Source organism: Streptococcus timonensis, assembly GCF_047463455.1.
GTDB classification, from domain to species: domain Bacteria; phylum Bacillota; class Bacilli; order Lactobacillales; family Streptococcaceae; genus Streptococcus; species Streptococcus timonensis_B.
This window is the reverse complement of record NZ_JASHDV010000001.1, coordinates 469,628-495,530: the sequence shown is the minus strand read 5'-3', so window position 1 is coordinate 495,530 and position 25,903 is coordinate 469,628. Positions and strand designations below refer to the sequence as shown.

Here is a 25,903-nt window from a genome sequence, read left to right as displayed (position 1 = left end):
GAAACCAAGTGGTTTTACTGTTTTTTTATAGTTCTACATCGGGATTGTCAGAATTCATCAGTAGATGATATTGGGAAAATAATCATTTAATCTAAACATTCTTTTAATTTTCTGAAGTTTATAATATACTTAAATTAAAAGTAGATTATTGGAGAAGGTAAATGAAAATTAAAATAAAAATGAAAGACTTTATTGCTGGGATTGGTGAAATAAATGTTATTGCTTATTTGATATATGTCTGTAGCGGTCTCGCTCCTCTCTTCCATATATTGATCATCGGCTCAGAGGTGACTACCGGAAAAATAGTTTTAACCATCTTAGGTGTACTTTATGCTATCTTTTTAACGATTGCTAGAATTTATCGAAAGTTTTTCTGGTAAGAATCATCATGAAATATTAAAATCCCATCAGAAATTCTCTGATGGGATTTTAGACTTTAATATTATGATTTTACTCCCACTCAACGGTTGCAGGTGGTTTACTTGTAATATCATAGACGATACGGTTAACGTGGTCAACTTCATTTACGATACGAACTGAGATTTTTTGGAGAACTTCCCAAGGAATCTTAGCGAAGTCAGCTGTCATTCCATCGATAGAAGTGATAGCACGGATAGCGATGGTGTAATCATAAGTACGGCCATCTCCCATAACACCTACTGAACGAACGCCAGTGTTAACAGTGAAGTATTGCCAGATGTCGCGGTCAAGACCAGCCTTTGCGATTTCTTCACGAAGGATAGCGTCTGATTCACGAACAGTTTCAAGTTTTTCTTCAGTGATTTCACCCATGACACGGATAGCAAGACCTGGTCCTGGGAATGGTTGGCGCCATACAATGTGGTCTGGCATACCAAGCTCAGTACCGAGGGCACGAACTTCATCTTTGTAAAGAGTGTTAAGGGGTTCGATGAGTTCAAACTGCATGTCTTCCGGAAGACCACCCACATTGTGGTGAGACTTGATGGTTTGAGCAGTATCTGTACCAGACTCGATAACGTCTGTATAGAGTGTTCCTTGTGCCAAGAATTTCACGTCTGTTAGCTTGCTTGCTTCATCATCAAAGACATAAACAAACTCGTTACCGATAATTTTACGTTTTTGTTCAGGATCAGAAACACCAGCCAATTTATCAAGGAAGCGTTTGGCAGCATCTGCTTTGACAATGTTCAAACCAAACTTACCACCAAGCATATCCATAACTTGGTCAGCTTCTCCTTTACGGAGAAGACCGTGGTCTACAAAGATACAGATCAATTGATCTCCGATGGCTTTTTGGAGAAGAACTCCAACAACAGAAGAGTCAACACCACCTGAAAGACCAAGGAGAACACGTTTATCTCCAACTTTTTCACGGATTTGTTTGATTTGCATATCGATGAAGTTATCCATAGTCCAGTCACCTTTGGCACCACAGATATTCAAGGCAAAGTTACGCAAAATATCATAGCCGTGAACTGAATGACGAACCTCTGGGTGGAATTGAATACCATAGATTTTCTTATCTGGGTTTTCGATAGATGCGTACGGACAGTCAGCTGATGTACCAGTACGAACGAAATCAGCAGGAATTTCTGTAACAGCATCACCGTGGCTCATCAAGACAAGTTGCTCATCTGGAGTACCCGCAAAAAGAGCTGATTCTGTGTGAGTCAATGTTGATTGACCGTATTCACGGTTACCAGCGTCACCTGCAGGAACAACTTTACCACCAAGCTTGTGGGTTAATAGTTGCATACCATAGCAGATTCCCAGAATTGGAATTCCCAGTTCGAAAATTTCTGGATCAATATCAAATGATCCTTCTTCGTAAACAGAGTTTGGACCACCTGAAAGTACAATCCCGATAGGATTGATAGCACGGACTTCGTCAGCCGAAATCTTGTGACTTTTTAGTTCTGAAAAGACACCAATCTCACGGATACGGCGTGAGATAAGTTGGTTATACTGGCTACCATAGTCCAATACGATGATCTTTTCGACATATTGCAAATCAGTTGAAATGTTGGTCATCTTTTCCCTTTCTTAAAAGAAATATCTTCTTGAATATTCTATCATAAAAGGGTTAGAATTACCAACTAAACAAGTGAGGTTTGACTTTTGTCTATGAGATAAGGTACAATGGAAAAAACGAAGAAAAGAAGTGATCAAGCATGTTACCAGCTTATATGAAAATTCACGACCAAATCAAGAAAGATATTGACGAGGGAAATTGGAAAATTGGAGAAAGACTCCCAAGCGAACGAGATTTAGCAGAGGAATTTTCGGTTAGTCGTATGACTTTGCGTCAAGCTATCTCTCTTTTGGTTGAAGAAGGAGTTTTGGAACGGCGTGTTGGTAGTGGGACCTTTGTTTCGAGTACCCGCGTGCAGGAAAAAATGCGTGGAACAACTAGTTTTACTGAGATTGTAAAAGCTCAAGGAAAAACTCCATCTAGTCACCTGATTTCTTATCGTCGAACTATTCCAAATGAGCAAGAAGTGGCTAAACTAGGTTTACTGCCAACTGATAATATCATTCGTATGGAGCGTGTTCGTTATGCGGATAAGGTTCCTGTAGTCTATGAAGTGGCGTCGATTCCTGAGAAATTTATCAAAAATTTCAAAAAAGAAGAAGTAACCAAGCACTTCTTTCAAACCTTACAAGAGCATGGTTATCGAATTGGTAAATCTCACCAGACCATTTATGCTCGCCTAGCCAAAGAAAAGATAGCTCATTATCTAGAAGTTGAAAAAGGGCATGCTATTTTAGGTTTGACTCAGGTTTCTTACTTTGATGACGGAACGGCTTTTGAGTATGTAAAGAGCCAATACGTCGGAGAACGGTTTGAATTTTATCTAGAAAATAATTAGTTTATAACATCACTCTTAGAGTAGAAACTCATCTATTTTAAGAGTTTTTATTTGGTTAAGATTAGAAAACATTTTCCTAGTAAGAAAAATAGCAACCATACGAGTATTTTTCAAAGATTCGTGTTATAATAGTTAGGTTATATGGTCCCGATAAGGTGGTGGGATTGATTGTAAATACTCTTCCTACCAGTTCTTTGTAACTCTATAACGAATATTTTTTAAGGGGGGACATTTTTATGTCAGAACGTAAATTATTCACGTCTGAATCTGTATCTGAGGGGCATCCAGATAAGATTGCAGACCAAATTTCAGATGCTATCTTGGATGCTATTTTAGAGCAAGATCCAGAGGCGCACGTTGCTGCTGAAACAGCTGTTTATACTGGTTCAGTGCATGTTTTTGGTGAGATTTCAACGACAGCTTATGTAGATATTAACCGTGTGGTTCGTGATACCATTGCTGAGATTGGTTATACCAATACAGAGTATGGTTTTTCTGCGGAGACGGTAGGAGTTCACCCATCCTTGGTAGAACAATCACCAGATATCGCTCAAGGGGTTAATGAAGCCTTAGAAGTTCGTGGGAATGCGGATCAAGATCCACTAGACTTGATTGGAGCAGGGGACCAGGGTCTCATGTTTGGTTTTGCGGTGGATGAAACAGAAGAACTCATGCCATTGCCAATCTCACTCAGCCACAAGTTGGTTCGTCGCTTGGCAGAGTTACGTAAGTCTGGTGAAATTAGCTACCTTCGTCCAGACGCTAAATCTCAAGTTACTGTTGAATATGATGAAAATGACCAGCCAGTGCGCGTGGATACAGTTGTTATTTCAACCCAACACGATCCAGAAGTCAGCAATGAACAAATCCATGAGGATGTGATAAACAAGGTTATCAAGGAAGTAATTCCAGCTTCTTACCTGGATGATGAGACTAAATTCTTTATCAATCCAACAGGTCGTTTCGTTATCGGAGGACCTCAAGGAGACTCAGGTTTGACTGGTCGGAAAATCATTGTGGATACCTATGGTGGTTATTCACGTCACGGTGGTGGTGCTTTCTCTGGTAAGGATGCGACTAAGGTGGACCGTTCAGCTTCTTATGCAGCTCGATACATTGCTAAAAACATTGTTGCTGCAGGTCTTGCTAAGAAAGCAGAAGTGCAATTGGCTTACGCGATTGGAGTGGCTCATCCAGTATCTGTTCGTATCGATACCTTCGGTACGGGAACAGTAGCTGAAAGTAAATTGGAAGCAGCAGCGCGTCAAATTTTCGACCTTCGTCCTGCAGGGATTATCCAAATGCTAGATCTCAAACGTCCAATTTACCGTCAAACAGCGGCTTATGGACACATGGGACGTACAGATATTGACCTGCCATGGGAACGCTTGGATAAGGTAGAAGCCTTGAAAGAAGCAGTTAAATAACATAAAAAAAGATTGGTTCTTAGACCAATCTTTTTTAGTTTTAAATTAGTTATCCAGTATTTTTACAAAAGCCCAGTTTCCAATAGATTTTGTTCCGTATTCTAACATCATAAAATCTAGTAAAGTAAAGTTATTCTTTTTGTAAAAGAAGACGTTCTTATCAATGCTAGTAATTAGGCCTAAACGTTTGCATCCCTTGGCTTTAAGATAAGGTTCAACGCCTTCTTGTAGAAAAGCACTCCCGATTCCTTGGTTTTGACAAGAAGCGTTTACTCCTAACATCATCAAATACCAATCAAAGTTTCCTGATTTTTTTAAGTGCTGTTCAGAGCGATCAACTAAATCAAGATACTTTAAAAGGTTTCTTGGCGTGATGTATCGGAAGAGTTTAATGACACCATTTAATAGATAGGAAAGAATGGTAAAATCCTTCTGTTGCAAAAGGGCAACTGCCATGATTTCCCCGTCTTGTTCAGCGACAAGACAGGTTTCTCCTTTGATATAGAGTCTGGTCAGAAGGCTATCCATTAGTTCTAAGAATGCAGGATAGTATTCTGGTTTCTTTAAATCGTCTTTAATTAGAGTCGTAAACGGATAGTCCATGAAAGCATCAGCCAAAACTTTCCCAATTTTCTGGAATTCGTCTATTCTGGCTTCCCTGTAGATAATTTTTTCCATCTTAAACTCCTTATCAAATTTCTAATACTATTATAACTGAAATAATCTTAATTTTCGAATTAGACATATTTTTACTAAAAAATATAACTAATTTTTATTTTATTAGAATTTAGATTGAAAGTCAAATTTAGGAGGAATTACAAAAACTTTGCGAATTGCGGTAAATGGGTATCTCAATATAGCATAGGATATTGCAAGATAAGAAAATCTTTAGTGAATAAAAAAAGCCCCAAGATTCTAATCTTGGGAGTAGTTTAAATGGCTATTATGTTTATTTAATTGGAATTGAAATTTCAATCAATTTGTCAGAATAAAGTGTTTTAATATTTGCTTCATCAATATTTTGCTTATCAATTTTGCGATTTAAGAAAAACTCTTGAATTTTTTCGATTTCTTTTTCACGAATAGCTCGATGTTTATTGGAAATGAGGATTTCATAATGAAGCGGTGCTTGGGTAAAGATAACATCTGTATTTCCTGCAGAATAGACTTCCACAAGAGTTGCGTCAGTACTTTCTAGTTGATTTTTAACAAGACGAGAGTGTGAATTAGTAGTATTAATAAGCTTCATAGGGATTCCTCCTGTAATTCTATGTCTATTATAGCACTTTTTAGAAAAATTGGGAAAGTTAACTTAAATTTGATGTTGCTTTTTCCATGCTTCGATAGCCCATTTATGACTACCTCTTTTTAGATTCGCAATAGCTTCATCTATTGGAAACCAAGCGATATGATTAAAGTCTTCCAAAGGTTTTTGTAACTCTTGGTAAGAAGTAGCTTCATAAAGGAAGGCAGGATTGTAAAAATGAGTATCACGATGACTAGAGTAAAAGTACTCGTCAGCTTGCCCATAATAAGTACCAATTTCAGCAGTGAAACCTAATTCCTCGATTAATTCCCGTTTAAGAGCTTCCAAATGGTCTTCACCTTCTTCAATCTCTCCACCTGGTAGGAACCAAGCACCATTTGGAGCTTGAACTAGGATAATCTTTTCCTTGTTTGAATCTGGTATGACTGCATAAACACCATATCTGTTTTTGTATGTAACCCCTTCTTTTCTCTCTCCAAATGTTGGATTTGTCATAGATTTCTCCTTCATGAGTGCGCTTTCTTTCTATCATATTAAAGAATGTTCTCACTGTCAAGTAAGAACATTCTTTTCTTAGTATTAGTCAGTCGCTTCAACTTTTTCTAGCTTGTTTTTGGATTTAATCATGATTTTTCCATTGCTGGTCATGACAGCTTTTAACTCTTTTTCACTTGGATTTTCAAGGTAGAAGTCTGTAATAGCATCTTCAATATAGTCTTGAATCGTGCGGCGTAATGGACGAGCCCCCATTTTCGGATCATACCCCAAATCGACCAACTTTTCCTTAACCTTGTCAGTAACATCTAAAGAGATATTGTTACTTACGAGACGTTTGTTGACATCATCAAGCATGAGATCAACGATTTTAAGGAGGTTTTCTTTATTTAGTGCTTTAAACTCGATAATCCCATCGAAGCGGTTCATGAATTCAGGGCTAAAGAAGTTACCAAGTTCACCTAGAACAGAATTTGTACGACCTTCTCTAGCCGCACCAAACCCGACGCTAGCTTCTGCCTTACCAGTACCCGCGTTTGAGGTCATAATAATGATAGCATCTTTAAAGCTAACAGTGCGCCCTTGACCGTCCGTTAAGCGCCCGTCATCTAAGACCTGAAGGAACATGTGCATGACATCAGGGTGGGCTTTTTCTACTTCGTCCAGTAGAATAAGTGAATAAGGATTGCGACGAACCTTTTCAGTCAGTTGTCCTGCTTCTTCATAGCCAACATAGCCTGGGGGAGCACCAACTAGTTTTGCAACACTATGTTTTTCCATGTATTCACTCATATCGAAACGAATCATACTATCAGCTGAACCGAAGAGTTCGATAGCCAATTGTTTAGAAAGCTCCGTTTTACCGACACCAGTAGGACCAACAAAGAGGAAGCTACCGATTGGACGGTTTGGAGTACCGAGACCAACCCGGTTACGACGAATAGCTTTAGCCAATTTATCAACAGCATCGTCTTGACCAATAACATGCGCCTTGAGGTCATCTGCTAAGTTGATGAGTTGTGATTGTTCTTTTTCTTTGAGGTCACCAACTGGAATATTAGTCTTTTGTTCGATGATGTGTTCAATCGTTTTTTCGCTAATAATTGGAGTGTCCTGATCCGTAACCTTAGTTTTTTGCATTTCCTTATATTTAGCAATCTGATCACGGAAGTAGGCAGCTTTTTCAAAGTCTTCATCTCTAGTAGCTTGCGCTTTGAGATTTTCAGCTTCGATTAGGCGTTGGTCAATCACTTTAGGATCAACAAAGTTTAGAGTTAGGTTCATTTTAGAACCAGCTTCATCCAGAAGGTCGATGGCCTTGTCTGGTAAGAAACGATCTTGGATATAACGATTAGAAAGAGTAGCAGCAGCCTCGATAGCACTGTCGGTATAATGAACGTGGTGATAATCTTCGTATTTCTTTTGAATACCTTTGAGGATAGTAATAGTTTCTTCCACAGTTGGTTCATCAACCTTGACAGGTTGCATACGTCGTTCGAGGGCTGCATCTTTTTCAATGATGCGGTATTCATTGAGAGTAGTAGCACCAACAAGTTGAAGTTCGCCGCGAGCAAGGGCAGGTTTGAGGATATTACCAGCATCCATATTACCATCTCCAGCAGAACCAGCACCTACAATTTCATGAATTTCGTCGATAAAGAGGATGATGTCCTCGCGTTTACGGATTTCCTCCATGAGTTTTTGCATGCGTTCTTCGAATTGACCACGAACACCAGTACCTTGGACAAGACTTACTACATCTAAACGGATGACTTCTTTGCCTTGGAGTTTATGGGGAACATCACCATCAACAATTTTCTGAGCTAATCCCTCGACAACTGCTGTCTTACCAACACCAGGTTCACCAATGAGAACAGGATTGTTCTTAGTTCTGCGGTTGAGGATTTCAATAACACGAATGATTTCTTCGTCACGACCAATAACTGGGTCAATCTTACCTTGACGAGCAATCTCTGTCACATTGATACCATACTCATCCAAAAGACCTTTTTCTTTATTGGGTGGAGGAGTTTGTGCTGGACCACGATTTGGAGAACCGAAACCACCGTTGCCACCAAAACCACCACCTGACTGAGTCGGAGGAGTGTTATTAGAAGTAGGTTGGAAATTACTAATGTCATTAAAGAAGTCCCTTAATGGATCGAAATCTCGATTACTCAAATTCGTAATCCCTTTAAATAAGCTATTATTGGGATCTGTTTTAATAATTTTGTAGCAGTTTTGACAAAGATCAATTTGCTTTTGTTTCCCGTTGAGATTTGTATAAAGGTGAATGGTTGAGTCATTGATTTTACAGTTTTGACAGAGCATACAACTACCTCATTTCTTTCTTGGTTGACCTAGTTTTTATAAGGTCAAAAATAGTCAAACATATGTATAGTCTAATTATATCATGAATGGAAGGCAATTCAAGTAAAAAGATTGATTTGGTCATTTAACTTGAAGTTTGTGGCACTACAAAATTTGGATGATACGAAAAAATCCCATTTGTGATACAAAAAGGATTCTTGTTCATAGGAGTAGGACTAAAATCCTACTACGAGTTCAAAGATTAGTATAGAAGTTCGTAGATTTCCATAGCAATCAAATCGATGCTATCAAAAGTATACGTTTCACGAGCTTCTACATCACGAAGTGTAAATAGTGGGCCATTTTCTTCATCATGGTTAAAGGCTACTTCAGCCACAACGACACCTTCACGTTCAAAATTACGTTTTAAGTTACCACCATCTTTTGTCATTGCTTCGAGACGATTGATGATTCTAACCAAATGTGATTCCATTATGATTCTCCTCCATTTCTTATCGTTACTATTTTACCATAAAGCATAGTTACTTGACTAGAAAAAAACAAAGATTTCGTTCTATTTCTGTTTATTTTAGATTTTTTTCAGAAAAGGGGAGTGAAATATTGAATTTTTATTCAAAATATGTTATACTCATACAAGTTTTAAGATAGAAAATAGAAAGAAGCAGACCTATGAATTTTTCATTTTTGCCAAAATACTTACCTTATTTTAACTATGGAGCTCTTGTGACGGTATTTATTTCCATCTTAGTAGTCTTTTTTGGAACCCTCGTTGGAATCTTGTTGGCCTTTGCCCAACGTTCAAAATTTAAACCCCTTGCCTGGTTGGCCAATCTTTATATCTGGATTTTCCGTGGAACACCCATGATGGTACAGATTATGATTGCTTTTGCTCTTATGAGTATTGATGCTCCAACTATTCAATTTGGCATTTTTGGAATCGAACTCTCTCGCTTGATTCCAGGAATTATCATCATTTCAATGAATAGTGGTGCCTATGTTTCGGAAACAGTCCGTGCGGGGATCAATGCAGTTCCTAAAGGGCAACTAGAAGCTGCCTATTCGTTAGGAATCCGTCCGAGGAAGGCTATGCGTTATGTTATTTTACCCCAGGCTGTTAAGAATATCTTACCAGCTTTGGGAAATGAGTTTATCACTATTATCAAGGATAGCTCGCTCTTGTCGGCAATTGGTGTCATGGAATTATGGAATGGAGCAACAACGGTGTCTACAACCACCTACCTACCCTTAACTCCGCTTTTATTTGCTGCCTTTTACTACTTGATTATGACATCTATCTTGACAATAGCCTTAAAAGCTTTTGAAAATCGTATGGGACAAGGAGATAAGAAACAATGACTGAAACGCTAATTAAAATTGAAAACCTTCATAAAAGTTTTGGAAAGAATGAAGTTTTAAAAGGGATTTATCTTGAAATTAAAAAAGGTGAAGTAGTAGTGATTATCGGACCATCTGGTAGCGGGAAGTCAACCCTCCTTCGTTCTATGAATCTCCTCGAAGAAGCTACAAAAGGAAAAGTTATCTTTGAAGGTGTAGACATTACGGATAAGAAAAATGACCTCTTTGCCATGCGTGAAAAGATGGGAATGGTTTTCCAACAGTTTAATCTCTTCCCAAATATGACAGTTATGGAAAATATCACACTGTCTCCTATCAAGACCAAAGGTATAAGTAAGGAAGTGGCCGAAAAGAGAGCGCTGGAACTTTTGGAAAAGGTTGGTTTACCAGATAAAGCAGATGCCTATCCGCAAAGTTTGTCAGGTGGGCAGCAACAGCGTATCGCTATCGCTCGTGGTCTTGCTATGGAACCAGATGTTTTGCTTTTTGACGAGCCAACTTCAGCATTAGACCCAGAAATGGTAGGCGAAGTACTAGCGGTAATGCAAGAACTTGCTCAGTCAGGAATGACAATGGTTATCGTGACGCATGAAATGGGCTTTGCTCGTGAGGTGGCAGATCGTGTCATCTTTATGGCAGATGGTGTTGTTGTCGAAGACGGAACTCCAGAGCAAGTCTTTGAACAAACCCAAGAACAAAGAACCAAGGATTTCTTGAGTAAGGTTTTGTAAGAGTTGTAAATTTATATCCATTTCGACTTTTTCTTAGGTAGATAGTTCGATAAGTTATAGCAAAACTTCTTTACTCAGTTTAGATTAAAGTTATAAATAAAAAGTAGGAATCAGAAAACACTGATTCCTACTTTATTTTAGTTAAAACATGAAGCTAATGCTTGTAAGTATACCTAATACTGCGAAAATAATTTTCCAAACTTGGTGGTTCTTTTTGAAAAGCTTATCAGAGTATAGTGCTAGTATAAGAAATATAAAAAATAGTATATATTTATGAAAGATTGACATGTCTATCCTCCTTTTTGTAAGACTTCCATTACTTATATTATACATTATTTTTGATGCATAAACAAAAAATAATATCTTTATTCTGTAGAGGGCCGTTATCCTCCAGTAAGATAATGACTGGTCTTCTAACTGAGTTTTCTTATAGCTTGTAACTATAAGAGGAGCTATCCAAAAAATGTTAGAGGCTCCAGATAATTTTTGGTATAATAGAGAATATTTGTTAGAAAAGAGAAAATACATGACACAGATTATTGATGGGAAGGCTTTGGCAGCAAAGTTACAAGGACAATTAGCTGAAAAAACGGCTAAACTAAAAGAAGAGACAGGCTTGGTGCCTGGCTTAGTCGTTATTTTAGTAGGGGATAATCCTGCTAGCCAAGTTTACGTTCGCAACAAGGAACGCTCAGCAATTGCAGCAGGTTTCCGTAGTGAAGTCGTTCGTGTTCCTGAGACCATTACCCAAGAAGAATTGTTGGATTTGATTGCCAACTACAATCAGGATCCAGCTTGGCATGGGATTTTAGTTCAGTTGCCTTTACCAAAACATATCGATGAAGAAGCTGTTCTATTGGCTATTGCCCCTGAAAAGGATGTGGATGGTTTCCATCCACTCAATATGGGTCGTCTCTGGTCTGGTCACCCAGTCATGATTCCATCAACACCAGCTGGTATTATGGAAATGTTTCATGAGTATGGGATTGAGCTGGACGGAAAAAATGCGGTCATTATTGGTCGTTCTAATATTGTTGGGAAGCCCATGGCTCAGTTACTTTTAGCTAAAAATGGAACTGTTACCTTGACCCACTCTCGTACACAAGATTTAGCAACAGTTGCTTCGAAAGCAGATATTCTTGTCGTAGCTATCGGTCGTGCTAAGTTTGTGACTGCTGACTTTGTCAAACCAGGTGCAGTTGTCATTGATGTAGGGATGAACAGAGATGAAAATGGCAAGCTTTGTGGAGATGTTGACTACGATGCTGTTGCACCAATTGCTAGTCATATCACTCCTGTACCTGGTGGAGTTGGACCTATGACCATTACCATGCTAATGGAACAGACTTATCAGGCAGCGCTTCGTACACTGAACAAGGACTAGGAAGATGAAATTCGTATTTGATCTGGATGGAACGCTATCTTTTGACTACATGACCATAGATGAGGAGATTAAGCAGGTTCTTTTAAATGCTAGCGATTATGGACATGAGCTTGTATTTGCCTCAGCTCGCTCTTATCGAGATTGTTTGGGCTTATTAGGTACTGAACTTAGTCAGCGTTTGGTTATAGGTTTGAATGGAGGTGTAGGCTATTATCTAGGGAAAGCCATCTATGAGAGAAATCTCGATGCTAGAGTTTATCAGGCGCTAGTGGATTATTGCCAGACCTATAATCTCCCTTTCTTTGCAGATGATTGCTTTGACTATAGTGGTCAGATCGTGGAGAAGATTCCATTTATCTCTAGTGTGGATCCCCTAAAGGTAGCTCGTCATCAGAAACTTGAGGACTTGGGGACTCCGATTAAGGTAGTCGTTTATATGGGAGACCATGAGGATTTGCTTGATGATCTGCTTGGTCAGTTAGAAAGACTGGGGCAGGCTCATATGTCCTATCATGCCCATGAAAAGTGCCTTTATGTTAATCCCTTGAACACTCATAAGGCGACAACTGTTGAAAAGTTATGTGGAGAGAACTTCATTGCTTTTGGCAATGACCAAAATGATATTGAGCTGTTTAAGACATCTCTTTATTCAGTTCAGATAGGAGACTTTGCTGGCCTTACTCCATATGCAGATGAAACGTTAGAGCTAAAAGGAGAACATTCTCCAGTAGTAGCAGCTAAAATCTTACAGACTTTTGCGGAATTTAAGGGAAAATAGATAGAAGGAGGTTTGAACCTCCTTTTGTAGTATAATGGAGTGAGAGGTGATTAGATGATTTTAAAAATTTATAATGGAGAATATAGTTTACAATGGGATGGAATATATCAATTAGCACTAACTGATTATCCAAATATTCAAGAGTGGGAATTAGAAAAAATTGCTAAATTTATAGCTTACGAAAAACTTCATAAACGTCAAACAAGTATTGAGTGTACTGATTCTTGTTTAAAAAAAGAAGTTTTAGATTACCTCTGTCAGCATTCCTTTCTGCCACCATTTACCCCTACAGATAAAAGAGTAGCCTCGACTTATGACCTACATAAGAGGTTAGTGACTTCAGACTACTGTAGTCATACTACGACTATAGATGCAGCGATTTCTATTTTTAAAACTGGTCAGCTTTTATCTGCTGTGAAAGCCTTTGGGCGAGATGCTGAGGAGTTGGTTTTGGATAGTCGAAATGCTGCATCTGATCCGATAGATTATTTTGACTATGTCATGTTAGGGTGGTCAAATACAAGTTCTGGTTATCGATTGGCAATGGAGCGTTTATTAGGTCGAGCTCCTTCAGAGAAAGAATTACAAGACAAGTTTATTCCTGGAGTAAGTTTTCATTTTATCTATACAGATTTGATTAAAGTTCCTGGTTATATTTTTGATGGTTACCATGCTGTAAAAATTAAGAACATGCTTAATTTATTAAGTGAGTTGTATATTTGCATTATTCCAACTCATAACAAGAGCCAATTTGAAAATATTATTCCAACCAAAATACAAGATAGGGTGTATTATCTTGACTATGCTGGAGAAGACTTAGAAGAGTGGACTAAGAAAGTCTATCAAGTTGTTTTAAAACAATCAGATAAAGGATAGTTGAGGAAAAAAACGATGAAAGTGATTGATCAAACCTTACTAGAAAAAGTCATTGTGGAACGGTCTCGTAACAGTCATAAGGGTGACTACGGTCGTCTTCTCTTGATTGGGGGAACGTATCCTTATGGGGGAGCCATTATTATGGCTGCCTTAGGGGCTGTAAAGAGCGGAGCAGGATTGGTTACAGTAGCTACGGATAAAGAGAATATTCCAGCGCTACATAGCCATCTGCCTGAGGCTATGGCTTTTGCTCTTGGCGATAAGGAATTACTTGAGCAGCAGTTAGAGAAAGCAAATGTTGTCTTGGTTGGACCTGGACTTGTGGATGATGAGCGTGGAGAACAGCTTCTCCAAACAGTTTTTGATCATTTAGATCAAGACCAGACCCTCATACTTGATGGTGGTGTCCTATCCATTTTAGCTAGAATGGGAATGAAATTTCCTAAAGCCCACCTTGTTTTAACGCCACATCAAAGGGAATGGCAAGTCTTGTCAGGCTTAGAATTGACTTCTCAAGGAGCCAAGGAAACAGGAGAAGCTTTGGTGAATTTTCCTTCAGGAACGATTCTAGTTCAAAAAGGTCCTGCGACTCGAATCTGGCAAGCTGGGCATGCAGATTTTTATCAGCTAAGTGTTGGTGGTCCTTATCAGGCGACTGGAGGAATGGGAGATACCCTAGCTGGGATGATTGCTGGCTTTGCAGGTCAATTCCCACAAGCAAATCTCTATGAAAGAGTCACTGTAGCGACATATCTGCACTCAGCAATTGCTCAAGAATTAGCTGAGGACAACTTTGTAGTTCTGCCAACCACGATTAGTCAACATGTTCCTGCATTCATGAAGAGAATACAAAAAGACACCTGAAAATATCAGGTGTCTTTTAAGGATTAGAAGAGTCCTTTAACTTTGTCAACAAGACCGTCAAGTCCTTCTGAACCTGAAATCAAGTCTTGGGCTTGGCTAAAGTAGTCACCGAGTTGATCTTTATTCTCTTCGATGAAAGATTTAGCAGCGTCGAAATCTTTTGTTTCGATTAATTCTTTAACTTTGTTAAATAAATCCATTGGGTTCATGGTGCTCCTCCTTTTCAACAATTCTATTCAATCATTTTTGTTCAAATCTTGCAAGAAACTTGACTCTTCAAATAAAGTTCAGGGGTGTCAAATGATGTAAATTTTGATATAATTTTTAGTGATGAATTTTAGAAATGATCGGTACGTAGTTGTAGATTTAGAAGCTACAAGTACTGGAAGTAAGGCAAAAATCATCCAAGTGGGAATTGTAGTCATTGAAGATGGTGAGATTGTTGAGCAATATGCTACTGATGTCAACCCTCATGAACACTTGGATTCTCATATCAAAGAATTAACGGGTTTGACAGACAAGCGTTTAGCAAAGGCTCCAGAGTTTTCCCAGGTAGCTGGAAAGATTTTTGAACTGGTCAAAGACGGTATTTTTGTTGCGCACAATGTTCAGTTCGATGCCAATTTGTTGGCAGAATTCCTATTTTTTGAAGGTTATGAATTACGCACTCCTCGTATCGATACGGTTGAGTTGGCTCAAGTATTTTATCCTCAACTTGAAAAGTATAATCTTGGAATTCTCTGTCAAGAGTTGGGGATTCCCTTGGAGCAAGCTCACACAGCCTTATCAGATGCCCAAGCAACGGCAGAACTCTTTCTTTGTATGAGACAAAAGATGTTTCAACTTCCAAAAGGTTTGTTGGAGCGCTTATTGAGTTTGTCTGATAGCTTGTTGTACGAAACATACCTGGTCATCGAGGAAGTTTATCAGAAGCAGTCTCTCTTAGTTGAACATGACTTGGTAGAGGTTCAAGGTCTATTTTTAAGAAAAGAAAAATCAGCCCTTTCTCCACGAAAACTATCTAAAGATTTCCAAACCAATATTGCCTTGCTGGGGTTGGAGGATAGAAACTTGCAAGAACGCTTTGCAAAAAAGGTTCAAGAGTTTTTAAAGGAGGAGACAATCTCATTTATTCAGGCTCAAACTGGAATTGGGAAAACCTATGGTTACCTTTTGCCCGCCTTAGCCCTTGAGAATAAAGAGGGGATTCTCCTTAGTGTTCCTACTAAAATTCTCCAAAATCAGATTATGCAAGAAGAAGCTAGAAGATTGGAAGAAGTATTCCACCTTTCAGTCCATAGTCTCAAAGGGCCACAAAATTACTTGAAGCTAGATTCATTTTATGCAGCTTTAGAGGAAGAAGAGTCCAATCGTTTGTATACTCGTTTCAAGATGCAACTCCTAGTTTGGTTGACAGAAACAGATACAGGTGACCTAGATGAAATTGGTCAGCTTTATCGTTATCAACAATTTTTGCCAAATCTAGTTCATGATGGCAAACTCTCCAAAAATTCTCTCTTTTGGCTAGAGGATTTTTGGAAACGAGGGCAGAGCAAGGCACGCAGTTGCCAATTATTGGTGACCAATCACGCATATTTGGTTACCCGTTTGGAAGATGATCCAAGTCTTTTAGAGGGGCGTCTCTTGATTTTAGATGAAGCCCAGAAAATCTTGCTGACATTGGAGAATCTTTCTCGAAAATCTTATTTGCTTACAGATTTGCTAGAACAATTAGACCAAGCTCTATCTACAGAAGAAGGCATGCTTGAAAGACGATTGATGGAGAGTATTCGATTTGAGCTTTGTCATCTGATGGATCAGTTTCTATCTGGGAAACGAAGAATATGTCCAAGTAGTACCATTTCACAGTTGCGACAAGATTTTTCTGAGTTAGATATGCCAGTTTTCCAAGAGTATCAACAGTTTTTCTACTCAGATGGTGAATTTTGGTTATCCGCTTCAGAGTTTTCTAGTAAGAAGATTGAAATTTCTTCTAGTCGACATCAACGTATACTCTTTTCTGAGATCTTTCCAGACTCCTGTCAGCTATTAGGTATCTCTGCTACTTTAGAAATCAGTAGTAGGGTTTCTTTGCCAGAATTACTAGGATTCCCTGATGCTGCCTTTGATAGACTAGATGAACAATTTCAAGAAAATCAAGAAATCTTAGTTGTGAAGGATTTTCCATTGGTGACCGAAACTTCTCAAGAAGATTATGCTCAAGCTCTTGTCAATCTGATTGAAGAAGCAACAAGCTTGAAAGAGCCTATCTTAGTTTTATTTACGTCGAGAGAACTTTTGTTAAAAGTCTCTGATTATTTGTCAATTCCTCATTTAGCCCAGTATAAGCATGGAGAACCAGCCCAGCTAAAAAAACGTTTTGAAAGAGGGGAGCGAGAGATTTTACTGGGTGCAGGTAGTTTTTGGGAGGGAGTTGATTTTTCAGCTCATCCTCGTGTCATTGAGGTGGTGACGCGTCTGCCTTTCCAAAATCCTGAAGATCCCTTTACCAAAAAGATGAATCAAGAACTGCGGTTGGAAGGTAAAAATCCTTTTTATGACTATCAACTGCCTATGGCTATTATTCGTCTAAAACAAGCCCTTGGTCGAACAACGAGATATTCCAATCAGAGTTCTAGTGTCCTTATTCTAGACAGTCGTATGGTGACCAAACGATATGGTAAACAAATTGCGAGGTCTTTAACTCAAAATTGTCGACTGGAAGAAACGAATCGAGACCAAATCATTTCTAAAATAGCTCATTTTTTTAAAAATCATAGAAGATAACCAGAAAGTATGAAGGAGGCCTTTATGAAACGTCCTCTCGACTCTCGAGTCGATTATAGTTTGATTTTACCGGTGTTTTGTTTGCTAGTAATTGGTGTGGTAGCTATTTATATAGCTGTTAGCCATGATTACCCAAACAATATTTGGTCAATACTTGGACAGCAACTAGCATGGATTGCCCTTGGAATTATTATTAGCTTTGTTGTCATGTTCTTTAACACCAAGTTCTTGTGGCAAGCTACCCCATATCTTTATGGCTTAGGATTGATTCTAATGGTTCTACCCCTAATCTTTTACAATCCGAGACTTGTAGCGGCTACTGGAGCGAAAAACTGGGTATTTTTCGGAGGGATGACTCTATTTCAACCTTCTGAATTTATGAAAATATCCTATATTTTGATGTTGGCTTATATCATTGTGACCTTTATAAAGAACCATAAAAAAGATGCACGAACCATTGGATTGGACTTTCTCCTAATTCTATGGATGGTAATCTTTACGATTCCTGTTTTAGTTTTGTTGGCCTTACAAAGTGACCTTGGGACAGCTCTCGTCTTCGTTGCAATTTTTGCCGGGATGGTCTTGTTATCAGGAGTTTCTTGGAAAATTATTATCCCGGTTTTTCTAACAGCTATATCTGCTATTGTTGGATTTTTAGCCATCTTCATCACGAAGGATGGACGAGCATTTTTGCATCAAATTGGGATGCCGACTTATCAAATTAACCGTATTTTAGCATGGTTAAACCCTTTTGATTATGCACAGACAACAACCTATCAACAGGCGCAAGGTCAAATTGCTATTGGTAGTGGGGGCTTGTTTGGTCAGGGATTTAATGTTTCCAATTTACTAATACCAGTTAGAGAGAGTGATATGATTTTCACAGTGATTGCGGAGGATTTTGGTTTTATCGGTTCCGTTATTGTGATTGCCTTGTATCTACTCTTGATCTATCGTATGCTTAAAATCACCCTCAAATCTAACAATCAATTTTATACATACATCTCAACAGGTTTTATCATGATGTTGCTATTCCATATCTTTGAAAATATTGGTGCCGTTACAGGTCTACTTCCTTTGACGGGAATTCCGTTGCCTTTTATTTCTCAAGGAGGATCGGCCATCATTAGTAATTTAATTGGTGTTGGTTTGCTCTTATCTATGAGTTATCAAACTCACCTTGCTGATGAGAAAAGTGGTCGAGCCAAGTTTAAACGTAAAAAAGTCGTTTTGAAAAAGGTCAAATAAGGAGGATAAGAATGTCTAAAGTTGCTGTTATGTTAGCCAATGGTTTTGAAGAAATTGAAGCCTTGACAGTTGTGGATGTTTTACGTCGAGCAAATATTACTTGTGAAATGATTGGCTTCGAAGAAAAGGTCACTGGTTCACATGGTATTCAAGTCAGTGCAGATTTAGTATTTGAGGGAGACTTATCAGACTATGACTTGGTGGTTCTTCCTGGAGGGATGCCTGGCTCAGCTAATTTACGCGACAATGAAGTCTTAATAGCTGAGTTGCAGGGTCTGAATCAAGCTGGTAAGAAGTTGGCAGCAATTTGTGCAGCACCAATTGTCCTAAATCAAGCGGGACTTCTTAGCGGAAAAAAATTCACTTGCTATGATGGTGTTCAAGAACAAATTGCTGACGGAAGTTATCTCAAGGAAACAGTTGTGGTAGATGGCAATATCATTACCAGTCGTGGTCCTGCAACAGCTTTAGCTTTTTCATATCACTTAGTTGAAATGCTAGGTGGAGATGCAGAAAGCTTACGAAAAGGGATGCTTTATCAGGACATTTTTGAAAAATGATAAAAAAGAGAGAGGGATTTTCTATAAAAAGAAAATTTCTCTCTCTTTTACTATTAAAAATAAAGGAAATATTCGCTTTTTTAATGGAAAAATGGTATAATGAGGAGGTGTAAAGTATCACGATTATAAATGGTTTTGACCAATTTTTAGTTGTCTTACTATGGAGCTTTTAATACGATGTATGCCTTCAGATTGAGACATGTTGAAACTATCGTGGTACACAAATAAAGTGTTGACTTGTAAGAAAAAGGAAAAAAATGTCAGAAGAAATTAAAAACCAACAGGCACACGATTATGATGCCAGTCAAATTCAAGTTTTAGAAGGCTTGGAAGCTGTCCGAATGCGTCCAGGGATGTATATTGGATCAACTGCTAAAGAAGGACTTCACCATCTAGTGTGGGAAATTGTAGATAATTCTATTGATGAAGCCTTGGCAGGATTCGCTAGTCATATCGAGGTCTTTATTGAACCTGATAATTCTATTACAGTGGTCGATGATGGACGTGGTATTCCTGTTGATATTCAAGAAAAGACAGGACGTCCTGCGGTTGAGACTGTCTTTACCGTTCTACACGCTGGAGGGAAATTTGGCGGTGGCGGTTACAAGGTTTCAGGTGGACTGCACGGTGTTGGCTCATCGGTTGTAAATGCTCTATCAACTCAATTGGATGTCCATGTTCATAAAAATGGTAAAATTTATTACCAAGAATACCGCCGTGGTCATGTTGTGGCAGACCTTGAGATTGTTGGAGACACAGATCGGACTGGAACAACCGTTCACTTCACACCAGATCCAGAAATTTTTACTGAGACAACAGAATTTGATTTTGATCGATTAAACAAACGTGTTCAAGAGTTAGCCTTTTTGAATCGTGGGCTTCAAATCTCTATCACTGACAAACGTGAAGGACTTGAGCAGACTAAGCATTATCACTATGAAGGTGGGATTGCGAGCTACGTTGAGTACCTCAACGAAAATAAGGATGTTATCTTTGATACACCAATCTACACAGATGGTGAAATGGATGATATTACAGTGGAAGTCGCCATGCAGTACACAACGGGTTACCACGAGAATGTCATGAGTTTCGCCAACAATATTCATACCCATGAAGGTGGAACACATGAACAAGGTTTCCGTACAGCCTTAACTCGTGTTATCAATGACTATGCTCGTAAAAACAAACTTCTAAAAGATAACGAAGATAACCTAACAGGTGAGGACGTCCGTGAAGGATTGACAGCCGTTATCTCTGTGAAGCATCCAAACCCTCAGTTTGAAGGACAAACTAAGACCAAACTTGGAAATAGTGAAGTTGTGAAGATTACCAACCGCTTGTTCAGTGATGCATTTTCTGACTTCCTTTTGGAAAATCCACAGATTGCTAAGCGCATCGTAGAAAAAGGTATCCTAGCAGCTAAGGCTCGTGTGGCAGCAAAACGTGCACGAGAAGTGACACGTAAGAAATCTGGTTTAGAAATTTCAAATCTACCAGGAAAATTAGCGGACTGTTCATCAAACAATCCAGCTGAAACAGAACTTTTCATCGTCGAAGGAGACTCTGCCGGTGGTTCTGCAAAATCAGGACGTGATCGTGAGTTCCAAGCTATCTTACCAATTCGTGGTAAAATCCTCAACGTAGAAAAAGCTAGCATGGACAAGATTCTTGCTAATGAGGAAATCCGTAGCTTGTTTACAGCTATGGGAACAGGATTTGGTGCTGAGTTTGATGTTAGTAAAGCTCGCTATCAAAAACTGGTTATCATGACAGATGCCGATGTCGATGGTGCTCATATTCGAACACTCTTGTTAACTCTGATTTATCGTTATATGAAACCCGTTCTAGAGGCAGGATATGTTTATATCGCTCAACCACCGATTTATGGTGTTAAGGTTGGTAGTGAAATCAAAGAGTATATTCAGCCAGGAGCAAATCAAGAAAAACAATTACAAGAAGCATTGGCTCGATATAGTGAAGGTCGATCAAAACCTACAATTCAGCGCTATAAAGGTCTTGGAGAAATGGATGATCACCAACTTTGGGAAACTACCATGAATCCGGAACATCGTCTCATGGCTCGTGTATCAGTGGATGATGCTGCAGAAGCAGATAAGATTTTTGATATGCTCATGGGAGACCGCGTGGAACCACGTCGAGAATTTATTGAGGAAAATGCCATCTATAGTACTCTTGACGTATAAAAGTGTGGAAAGTGTTTCCACTATTAAAAAAATATGATATAATCAATACAATTGTGTCAAGTATAAAAGGAGTTTGATATGTCTGATAATCAATTGATTATTACTTTGATTGCAGTTGCCGCTCTACTTATTGTTGCTTATGTAATGGCAATTTTAATTCGTAAACGCAATAGTAGCAGACTTGCAGCTTTGGAACAAAGAAAAGAAGAACTTTACAACCTTCCTGTTAATGATGAGGTTGAGGCTGTGAAAAACATGCATTTGATTGGTCAAAGTCAAATTGCATTTCGTGAATGGAACCAAAAATGGGTTGATTTGTCCTTGAATTCATTTGCTGATATTGAGAATAATCTCTTTGAAGCTGAAGGATTTAACAATTCTTTCCGATTTTTAAAAGCTCGTCAACAAATCGAGCAAATTGAGAGTCAGATTAGTCTGATTGAAGAAGATATTGATTCTATTCGTAAAGCTTTAGCAGATCTTGAAAAACAAGAATCAAAAAATAGTGGGCGTGTACTTCATGCATTAGACTTGTTCGAAAATCTACAGCACAAAGTAGCAGATAATTCTGAACAATATGGTGCAGCTTTACCTGAGATTGAAAAACAACTGGAGCATATCCAATCTGAGTTTTCTCAATTTGTAACCTTGAACTCTTCTGGAGATCCTGTTGAAGCTGCTGGTGTTTTAGATAGTACCGAAAATCATATTCTTGCTTTAACTCATATTGTTGATCGAATTCCAGCTATTGTAGCTAAACTGACAACTGAGTTACCAGAACAATTAGAGGATTTAGAGTCGGGTTATCGTAAGCTTTTAGATGCAAACTATCAATTTGTTGAAACAGATATCGAATCTAGACTTCAACTTTTGTATGAGGCATTAAAAAATAACCATGAAAATCTTCGAAAACTAGAACTTGACAATGCCGAGTATGAAAATGCTCAAATCCAAGAAGAAATTAATGCACTTTACGATATCTTCACACGTGAAATTGCTTCTGAAAAAGCTTTTGAAAAATTGATGTCTACGCTTCCTACTTATCTTGGACATTTGAAAGAGAATAACGAAGTTCTTGTTAAAGATATGGAGCGTCTAGGTAAGACATACTTACTTTCAGAGAGTGATATTAACCGAGTGCGTCGTCTTCAGGCTGATATTGCAGCTATTAGCACGACTGTAGAAGAGCTCACAAGCGAACAATCTGAAGTAACAGAACCATACTCTATCTTGAAGGAACGTTTAGAGAATCTTCAAACTACATTAAAAGATATTGAAGATGATCAAATCGCTGTTAGTGAGCGTTTGGTTCAAATTGAAAAAGATGATGTAAATGCTCGTCAAAAAGCAAATGTTTATGTGAACAGACTACATACCATTAAGCGCTACATGGAAAAGAGAAATCTTCCAGGTATTCCTCAAAAATTCTTGAAACTATTCTTTGATGCAAGTCGTAGTACAGAAGATCTAATGGCAGAATTGGAACAGTCACAAGTTAATATTGAGTCTGTTAATCGTGTTCTTGAGATTGCAACAAATGACATGGAAATTTTGGAAGCTGAAACGTACAGTATTGTTCAAAATGCTACTTTGACAGAGCAATTACTACAATATTCTAACCGATACAGATCATTTGATGAACGTATCCAGCAGGCTTTCCATGAAGCCTTGCATATCTTTGAGACAGAGTTTGATTATCAAGCTTCTTTTGAAAAAATATCTCAAGCTTTGGAACTTGCTGAGCCTGGTGTAACCAATCGCTTTGTTACATCTTATGAAAAAACAAGAGAAACGATTCGTTTTTAAAAGATAAAATCCTAGAAAATTCTAGGATTTTTCTTTTTGTATCGAATCAAGTCGGGTACACTTTTCATTGAAATTATAGTTTAAATTTGATATGATAAGACTATGACAAAAAAGAGAACAACCCGAAAGACAGATAACAAGAATAATGGGAAATTAGGCTTCCTTGTAGGACTTTTATTTTTCATAATACTTGCTTTAGGTGGGGCAATCACCCACAAAGTACTAACTAAACAGAATTTTGCACAAAAGATTGAAGCATTAATATCTGAAAAAGATAGTGCTTATTATCAAGGTAGTCAAAAAGATCATTTCCGCAAAGATAAATCAGAGATTATTACCTACTATCCAATGAGTGGAGATAGTATTATTACCTCTGTAAAAGATGTCATGATAAAAGATATCACAGATAAGGTAGAAGGAAAAGAGCATCTGATTTTCTATTATTCAGAAAAAGGAGATTCTTCCTTCAGAGGAATTGAAAATCGACTAGTAAAAAAACAAGTCTATGATTTGTCGAATTCTAATGTTGTAGAATTGGAGAATACAACCTTAAATCAGCTGTATCTTAAAGAAGATGGAAATCTCTTCACTCTTGATCAATTCTTCAATGATTCTTCGACAGCTAAAGGAAAATTATTAGAGGATATTAAATCAGCTCTTCTTGATAAGAAAGTAGAGCAAACACTTGTAAATCAAGTTATAGCTGACTTTTCGAACACGGATTTATCTAATTGGAAATTTGCCTACAAGGATAGTCAACTTATCCTTTACCCGATAAACCAAACTGGAAACGCAGAAGGAATTGGACTTCTTATTTCTGACTATTTTGAACTGATTAATGTAGCTTATTTATCAGAAAAAGATGCTAAACTATATGAGACTATTCAAGGTGAAAAGCATAAAAAAGTTGTAGCTTTAACCTTTGATGATGGCCCAGATGGGAATACGACTCCTCAAGCTTTGGATATCTTAGCCAAGTATCATATAAAAGCAACCTTCTTTGTGCAAGGGAAGAATATAGCTGGTAATGAGTCTATTCTAAAACGAATGAAATCAGAAGGACATGAGGTAGGTAATCATAGTTGGAACCATCCAGTCTTGACGAAACTTTCTCTAGAAGATGCAAAGAAACAAATTACAGATACAGAATCTGCAATTACCAGTGTTCTTGGAACTAGTTCTAAATTGATGCGTCCGCCTTATGGAGCAATTTCTGATGATATTCGAAACGGTATAGATTTAAGCTATATATTGTGGAATGTAGACAGTTTGGATTGGAAGAGTCTGAATGAAACAAAAATTTTAACAGAAATTCAGCACCAAGTTAGCAATGGATCTATTATTCTGATGCATGATATCCATCAACCATCGATCAATGCGCTTCCACGAGTTATTGAGTATTTGAAAGAACAAGGTTATAGTTTTGTGACCGTTTCAGAACTTCTCAATTCTCGATTGCAACCTCATCATGTCTATTATTCTCGTGAGTAGTGAATGATGACTATAGGCTTTTATAGATTTTTAATTTAAAGATAGAAAAAAATAACTTTTATCTTGACAAACTAGGGAAAACTTGATATGATATAAAAGTTGAGAAAAGCAGAAGTGAGAACTTCTCGCCTTGCGACTAACGTTGTCTGGCCCCTACGGATCAAGTTTCAGAAATGAACTATAATCATGTAGTGCGGATTTGCGTTAGCAAGTCCGCTCTTGTTTTTCTCTAAAATAAAAAAAGAGGTGAAAACCATAGCAAAGCAAGACTTATTCATCAATGATGAAATTCGTGTACGTGAAGTTCGCTTAATCGGTCTAGAGGGTGAGCAATTAGGTATCAAACCACTTAGTGAAGCGCAAGCACTTGCGGATGAAGCGAACGTGGACTTGGTTCTTATTCAACCTCAAGCTAAACCTCCTGTTGCGAAAATTATGGACTATGGCAAGTTCAAATTTGAGTACCAGAAGAAACAAAAAGAACAACGCAAAAAACAAAGCGTTGTGACTGTGAAAGAAGTTCGATTGAGCCCAGTTATTGATAAGGGTGATTTCGATACGAAACTTCGCAATGCTCGCAAGTTCCTTGAAAAAGGGAACAAAGTGAAGGTATCCATTCGCTTTAAAGGGCGTATGATCACCCATAAAGAGATTGGTGCAAAAGTTTTAGCCGAGTTTGCTGAAGCAACACAAGATATTGCTATCATCGAACAACGTGCTAAAATGGATGGTCGCCAAATGTTCATGCAGTTGGCACCAGCAACTGACAAAAAATAATTGTCGGAAAGTCAAATAAAGGAGAAAAAATCATGCCAAAACAAAAAACACACCGCGCATCAGCTAAACGTTTCAAACGTACAGGTTCTGGTGGACTTAAACGTTTCCGTGCTTACACTTCTCACCGTTTCCACGGAAAAACTAAGAAACAACGTCGTCATCTTCGTAAAGCATCTATGGTGCATTCAGGAGATTTCAAACGTATCAAAGCAATGCTTACTCGCTTGAAATAATCGCGTATTTGTAAGTAAAGAATTCTAGGAAATATTTGGAGGAAATATAAATGGCACGTGTTAAAGGTGGCGTTGTATCACGCAAACGTCGTAAACGTATTTTAAAATTAGCAAAAGGTTACTATGGAGCTAAACACATCTTGTTCCGTACTGCAAAAGAACAAGTAATGAACTCTTACTACTATGCATACCGTGACCGTCGTCAAAAGAAACGTGACTTCCGTAAATTGTGGATCACACGTATCAATGCGGCAGCTCGTATGAATGGACTTTCATACTCACAATTGATGCATGGTTTGAAATTGGCTGAGATCGAAGTTAACCGTAAAATGCTTGCTGACTTGGCTGTTAACGATGCAGCAGCTTTCACAGCTCTTGCAGATGCAGCTAAAGCAAAACTTGGTAAATAATTAATTATAAGACTGGTACAAGTTTG

25 protein-coding genes and 1 other annotated feature are annotated in these 25,903 nt (G+C 38.2%); of the genes, 18 read left to right on the top strand and 7 right to left on the bottom strand.

Translation table 11 applies throughout. The features are described from left to right. The first annotated feature begins 179 nt into the window (after positions 1 to 179). The gene (locus tag QM847_RS02610) at positions 180 to 380 is read left to right on the top strand and encodes a hypothetical protein (RefSeq protein WP_414353764.1); all 201 of its coding nucleotides are present in this window, start codon (positions 180 to 182) and stop codon (positions 378 to 380) included. Between the two features lie 70 nt (positions 381 to 450). Here the strand turns inward: QM847_RS02610 and guaA are convergent, their stop codons facing one another. Then, the gene (guaA, locus tag QM847_RS02605) at positions 451 to 2,013 is read right to left on the bottom strand and encodes a glutamine-hydrolyzing GMP synthase (protein ID WP_414353578.1); all 1,563 of its coding nucleotides are present in this window, start codon (positions 2,011 to 2,013) and stop codon (positions 451 to 453) included. A gap of 140 nt (positions 2,014 to 2,153) precedes the next feature. Between guaA and QM847_RS02600 the strand changes: the two genes are divergently transcribed. Together QM847_RS02600 and metK are read left to right on the top strand one after the other, a co-directional pair. Next, positions 2,154 to 2,852: a GntR family transcriptional regulator gene (locus QM847_RS02600; RefSeq protein WP_414353576.1), complete on the top strand. Its 699-nt coding sequence runs from the start codon at positions 2,154 to 2,156 to the stop codon at positions 2,850 to 2,852. Positions 2,853 to 3,088: 236 nt separating this feature from the next. Next, positions 3,089 to 4,279, top strand: coding sequence for a methionine adenosyltransferase (gene metK, locus QM847_RS02595; RefSeq protein WP_414353574.1), 1,191 nt, complete (start codon positions 3,089 to 3,091; stop codon positions 4,277 to 4,279). Between the two features lie 45 nt (positions 4,280 to 4,324). Here the strand turns inward: metK and QM847_RS02590 are convergent, their stop codons facing one another. The 5 genes from QM847_RS02590 to QM847_RS02570 form a co-directional block, all read right to left on the bottom strand. Beyond that, a complete protein-coding gene (locus QM847_RS02590) occupies positions 4,325 to 4,957 on the bottom strand; it encodes a GNAT family N-acetyltransferase (protein WP_414353572.1) in 633 nt (210 codons plus the stop codon). A gap of 271 nt (positions 4,958 to 5,228) precedes the next feature. Beyond that, on the bottom strand, positions 5,229 to 5,528 hold the full coding sequence (locus QM847_RS02585) for a DUF1827 family protein (RefSeq protein ID WP_414353570.1): 300 nt from the start codon (positions 5,526 to 5,528) through the stop codon (positions 5,229 to 5,231). A gap of 63 nt (positions 5,529 to 5,591) precedes the next feature. Further along, on the bottom strand, positions 5,592 to 6,041 hold the full coding sequence (locus QM847_RS02580) for an NUDIX hydrolase (protein WP_414353569.1): 450 nt from the start codon (positions 6,039 to 6,041) through the stop codon (positions 5,592 to 5,594). 84 nt (positions 6,042 to 6,125) lie between these two features. Continuing rightward, the gene (locus QM847_RS02575; RefSeq protein ID WP_414353567.1) at positions 6,126 to 8,372 is read right to left on the bottom strand and encodes an AAA family ATPase; all 2,247 of its coding nucleotides are present in this window, start codon (positions 8,370 to 8,372) and stop codon (positions 6,126 to 6,128) included. Between the two features lie 241 nt (positions 8,373 to 8,613). Beyond that, entirely contained in the window at positions 8,614 to 8,844 is a 231-nt protein-coding gene (locus QM847_RS02570) for a DUF1797 family protein (RefSeq protein ID WP_004253825.1), read from the bottom strand. Positions 8,845 to 9,041: 197 nt separating this feature from the next. Here QM847_RS02570 and QM847_RS02565 point away from each other — a divergent pair, with 197 nt between their 5' ends. From QM847_RS02565 to QM847_RS02540, 6 genes are all read left to right on the top strand, one after another. Then, complete coding sequence (locus QM847_RS02565) at positions 9,042 to 9,728, top strand: amino acid ABC transporter permease (protein WP_414353565.1); 687 nt, start codon at positions 9,042 to 9,044, stop codon at positions 9,726 to 9,728. Further along, positions 9,725 to 10,459 (top strand): amino acid ABC transporter ATP-binding protein, encoded by a 735-nt coding sequence (locus tag QM847_RS02560; RefSeq protein ID WP_414353563.1) that lies wholly within the window; start codon positions 9,725 to 9,727, stop codon positions 10,457 to 10,459. The genes QM847_RS02565 and QM847_RS02560 overlap by 4 nt, the downstream gene beginning before the upstream one ends. A gap of 526 nt (positions 10,460 to 10,985) precedes the next feature. Next, a complete protein-coding gene (locus QM847_RS02555; protein ID WP_414353561.1) occupies positions 10,986 to 11,843 on the top strand; it encodes a bifunctional methylenetetrahydrofolate dehydrogenase/methenyltetrahydrofolate cyclohydrolase in 858 nt (285 codons plus the stop codon). Positions 11,844 to 11,847: 4 nt separating this feature from the next. After that, a complete protein-coding gene (locus QM847_RS02550; protein WP_414353559.1) occupies positions 11,848 to 12,621 on the top strand; it encodes an HAD hydrolase family protein in 774 nt (257 codons plus the stop codon). 54 nt (positions 12,622 to 12,675) lie between these two features. Further along, positions 12,676 to 13,497, top strand: a complete 822-nt coding sequence (locus tag QM847_RS02545; RefSeq protein WP_414353557.1) for a phosphate ABC transporter ATPase — start codon at positions 12,676 to 12,678, stop codon at positions 13,495 to 13,497. A gap of 15 nt (positions 13,498 to 13,512) precedes the next feature. After that, positions 13,513 to 14,361, top strand: coding sequence for an NAD(P)H-hydrate dehydratase (locus QM847_RS02540; protein WP_414353556.1), 849 nt, complete (start codon positions 13,513 to 13,515; stop codon positions 14,359 to 14,361). A gap of 23 nt (positions 14,362 to 14,384) precedes the next feature. Here the strand turns inward: QM847_RS02540 and QM847_RS02535 are convergent, their stop codons facing one another. Next, positions 14,385 to 14,570 carry a hypothetical protein gene (locus QM847_RS02535; protein WP_142556756.1) on the bottom strand — a complete coding sequence of 62 codons (186 nt, stop codon included), beginning with the start codon at positions 14,568 to 14,570 and terminating at the stop codon, positions 14,385 to 14,387. Between the two features lie 121 nt (positions 14,571 to 14,691). Between QM847_RS02535 and QM847_RS02530 the strand changes: the two genes are divergently transcribed. From QM847_RS02530 to rplT, 9 genes are all read left to right on the top strand, one after another. Further along, positions 14,692 to 17,148 (top strand): bifunctional DnaQ family exonuclease/ATP-dependent helicase, encoded by a 2,457-nt coding sequence (locus QM847_RS02530; RefSeq protein ID WP_414353554.1) that lies wholly within the window; start codon positions 14,692 to 14,694, stop codon positions 17,146 to 17,148. A 24-nt stretch (positions 17,149 to 17,172) separates the two neighbouring features. Continuing rightward, positions 17,173 to 18,396, top strand: coding sequence for an FtsW/RodA/SpoVE family cell cycle protein (locus QM847_RS02525; protein WP_414353552.1), 1,224 nt, complete (start codon positions 17,173 to 17,175; stop codon positions 18,394 to 18,396). 11 nt (positions 18,397 to 18,407) lie between these two features. Then, positions 18,408 to 18,956, top strand: coding sequence for a DJ-1 family glyoxalase III (locus tag QM847_RS02520; protein ID WP_269797006.1), 549 nt, complete (start codon positions 18,408 to 18,410; stop codon positions 18,954 to 18,956). Positions 18,957 to 19,213: 257 nt separating this feature from the next. Further along, a complete protein-coding gene (gene gyrB / locus QM847_RS02515; protein ID WP_414353549.1) occupies positions 19,214 to 21,160 on the top strand; it encodes a DNA topoisomerase (ATP-hydrolyzing) subunit B in 1,947 nt (648 codons plus the stop codon). A 78-nt stretch (positions 21,161 to 21,238) separates the two neighbouring features. Beyond that, on the top strand, positions 21,239 to 22,966 hold the full coding sequence (gene ezrA / locus QM847_RS02510; RefSeq protein WP_414353547.1) for a septation ring formation regulator EzrA: 1,728 nt from the start codon (positions 21,239 to 21,241) through the stop codon (positions 22,964 to 22,966). Positions 22,967 to 23,068: 102 nt separating this feature from the next. Then, positions 23,069 to 24,457 carry a peptidoglycan-N-acetylglucosamine deacetylase PgdA gene (gene pgdA, locus QM847_RS02505; RefSeq protein ID WP_269797009.1) on the top strand — a complete coding sequence of 463 codons (1,389 nt, stop codon included), beginning with the start codon at positions 23,069 to 23,071 and terminating at the stop codon, positions 24,455 to 24,457. Between the two features lie 100 nt (positions 24,458 to 24,557). Continuing rightward, positions 24,558 to 24,688 (top strand) — a sequence feature (ribosomal protein L20 leader region). Between the two features lie 15 nt (positions 24,689 to 24,703). Next, entirely contained in the window at positions 24,704 to 25,234 is a 531-nt protein-coding gene (infC, locus tag QM847_RS02500; RefSeq protein ID WP_414353544.1) for a translation initiation factor IF-3, read from the top strand. Between the two features lie 32 nt (positions 25,235 to 25,266). Further along, complete coding sequence (gene rpmI, locus QM847_RS02495; protein WP_001125942.1) at positions 25,267 to 25,467, top strand: 50S ribosomal protein L35; 201 nt, start codon at positions 25,267 to 25,269, stop codon at positions 25,465 to 25,467. 50 nt (positions 25,468 to 25,517) lie between these two features. Continuing rightward, on the top strand, positions 25,518 to 25,877 hold the full coding sequence (gene rplT / locus QM847_RS02490) for a 50S ribosomal protein L20 (RefSeq protein ID WP_000124834.1): 360 nt from the start codon (positions 25,518 to 25,520) through the stop codon (positions 25,875 to 25,877). Positions 25,878 to 25,903: the final 26 nt, after the last annotated feature.

Coding starts and splice junctions, on each gene's coding strand:
- gyrB (WP_414353549.1), top strand. CDS start 19,214: ATGTCAGAAGAAATTAAAAACCAACAGGCACACGATTATGATGCCAGT.
- QM847_RS02550 (WP_414353559.1), top strand. CDS start 11,848: ATGAAATTCGTATTTGATCTGGATGGAACGCTATCTTTTGACTACATG.
- ezrA (WP_414353547.1), top strand. CDS start 21,239: ATGTCTGATAATCAATTGATTATTACTTTGATTGCAGTTGCCGCTCTA.
- guaA (WP_414353578.1), bottom strand. CDS start 2,013: ATGACCAACATTTCAACTGATTTGCAATATGTCGAAAAGATCATCGTA.
- QM847_RS02590 (WP_414353572.1), bottom strand. CDS start 4,957: ATGGAAAAAATTATCTACAGGGAAGCCAGAATAGACGAATTCCAGAAA.
- QM847_RS02565 (WP_414353565.1), top strand. CDS start 9,042: ATGAATTTTTCATTTTTGCCAAAATACTTACCTTATTTTAACTATGGA.
- QM847_RS02520 (WP_269797006.1), top strand. CDS start 18,408: ATGTCTAAAGTTGCTGTTATGTTAGCCAATGGTTTTGAAGAAATTGAA.
- QM847_RS02580 (WP_414353569.1), bottom strand. CDS start 6,041: ATGACAAATCCAACATTTGGAGAGAGAAAAGAAGGGGTTACATACAAA.
- pgdA (WP_269797009.1), top strand. CDS start 23,069: ATGACAAAAAAGAGAACAACCCGAAAGACAGATAACAAGAATAATGGG.
- rplT (WP_000124834.1), top strand. CDS start 25,518: ATGGCACGTGTTAAAGGTGGCGTTGTATCACGCAAACGTCGTAAACGT.
- QM847_RS02575 (WP_414353567.1), bottom strand. CDS start 8,372: ATGCTCTGTCAAAACTGTAAAATCAATGACTCAACCATTCACCTTTAT.
- QM847_RS02530 (WP_414353554.1), top strand. CDS start 14,692: ATGAATTTTAGAAATGATCGGTACGTAGTTGTAGATTTAGAAGCTACA.
- QM847_RS02545 (WP_414353557.1), top strand. CDS start 12,676: ATGATTTTAAAAATTTATAATGGAGAATATAGTTTACAATGGGATGGA.
- metK (WP_414353574.1), top strand. CDS start 3,089: ATGTCAGAACGTAAATTATTCACGTCTGAATCTGTATCTGAGGGGCAT.
- QM847_RS02570 (WP_004253825.1), bottom strand. CDS start 8,844: ATGGAATCACATTTGGTTAGAATCATCAATCGTCTCGAAGCAATGACA.
- QM847_RS02610 (WP_414353764.1), top strand. CDS start 180: ATGAAAGACTTTATTGCTGGGATTGGTGAAATAAATGTTATTGCTTAT.
- QM847_RS02540 (WP_414353556.1), top strand. CDS start 13,513: ATGAAAGTGATTGATCAAACCTTACTAGAAAAAGTCATTGTGGAACGG.
- QM847_RS02555 (WP_414353561.1), top strand. CDS start 10,986: ATGACACAGATTATTGATGGGAAGGCTTTGGCAGCAAAGTTACAAGGA.
- rpmI (WP_001125942.1), top strand. CDS start 25,267: ATGCCAAAACAAAAAACACACCGCGCATCAGCTAAACGTTTCAAACGT.
- QM847_RS02535 (WP_142556756.1), bottom strand. CDS start 14,570: ATGAACCCAATGGATTTATTTAACAAAGTTAAAGAATTAATCGAAACA.
- QM847_RS02560 (WP_414353563.1), top strand. CDS start 9,725: ATGACTGAAACGCTAATTAAAATTGAAAACCTTCATAAAAGTTTTGGA.
- QM847_RS02525 (WP_414353552.1), top strand. CDS start 17,173: ATGAAACGTCCTCTCGACTCTCGAGTCGATTATAGTTTGATTTTACCG.
- QM847_RS02600 (WP_414353576.1), top strand. CDS start 2,154: ATGTTACCAGCTTATATGAAAATTCACGACCAAATCAAGAAAGATATT.
- QM847_RS02585 (WP_414353570.1), bottom strand. CDS start 5,528: ATGAAGCTTATTAATACTACTAATTCACACTCTCGTCTTGTTAAAAAT.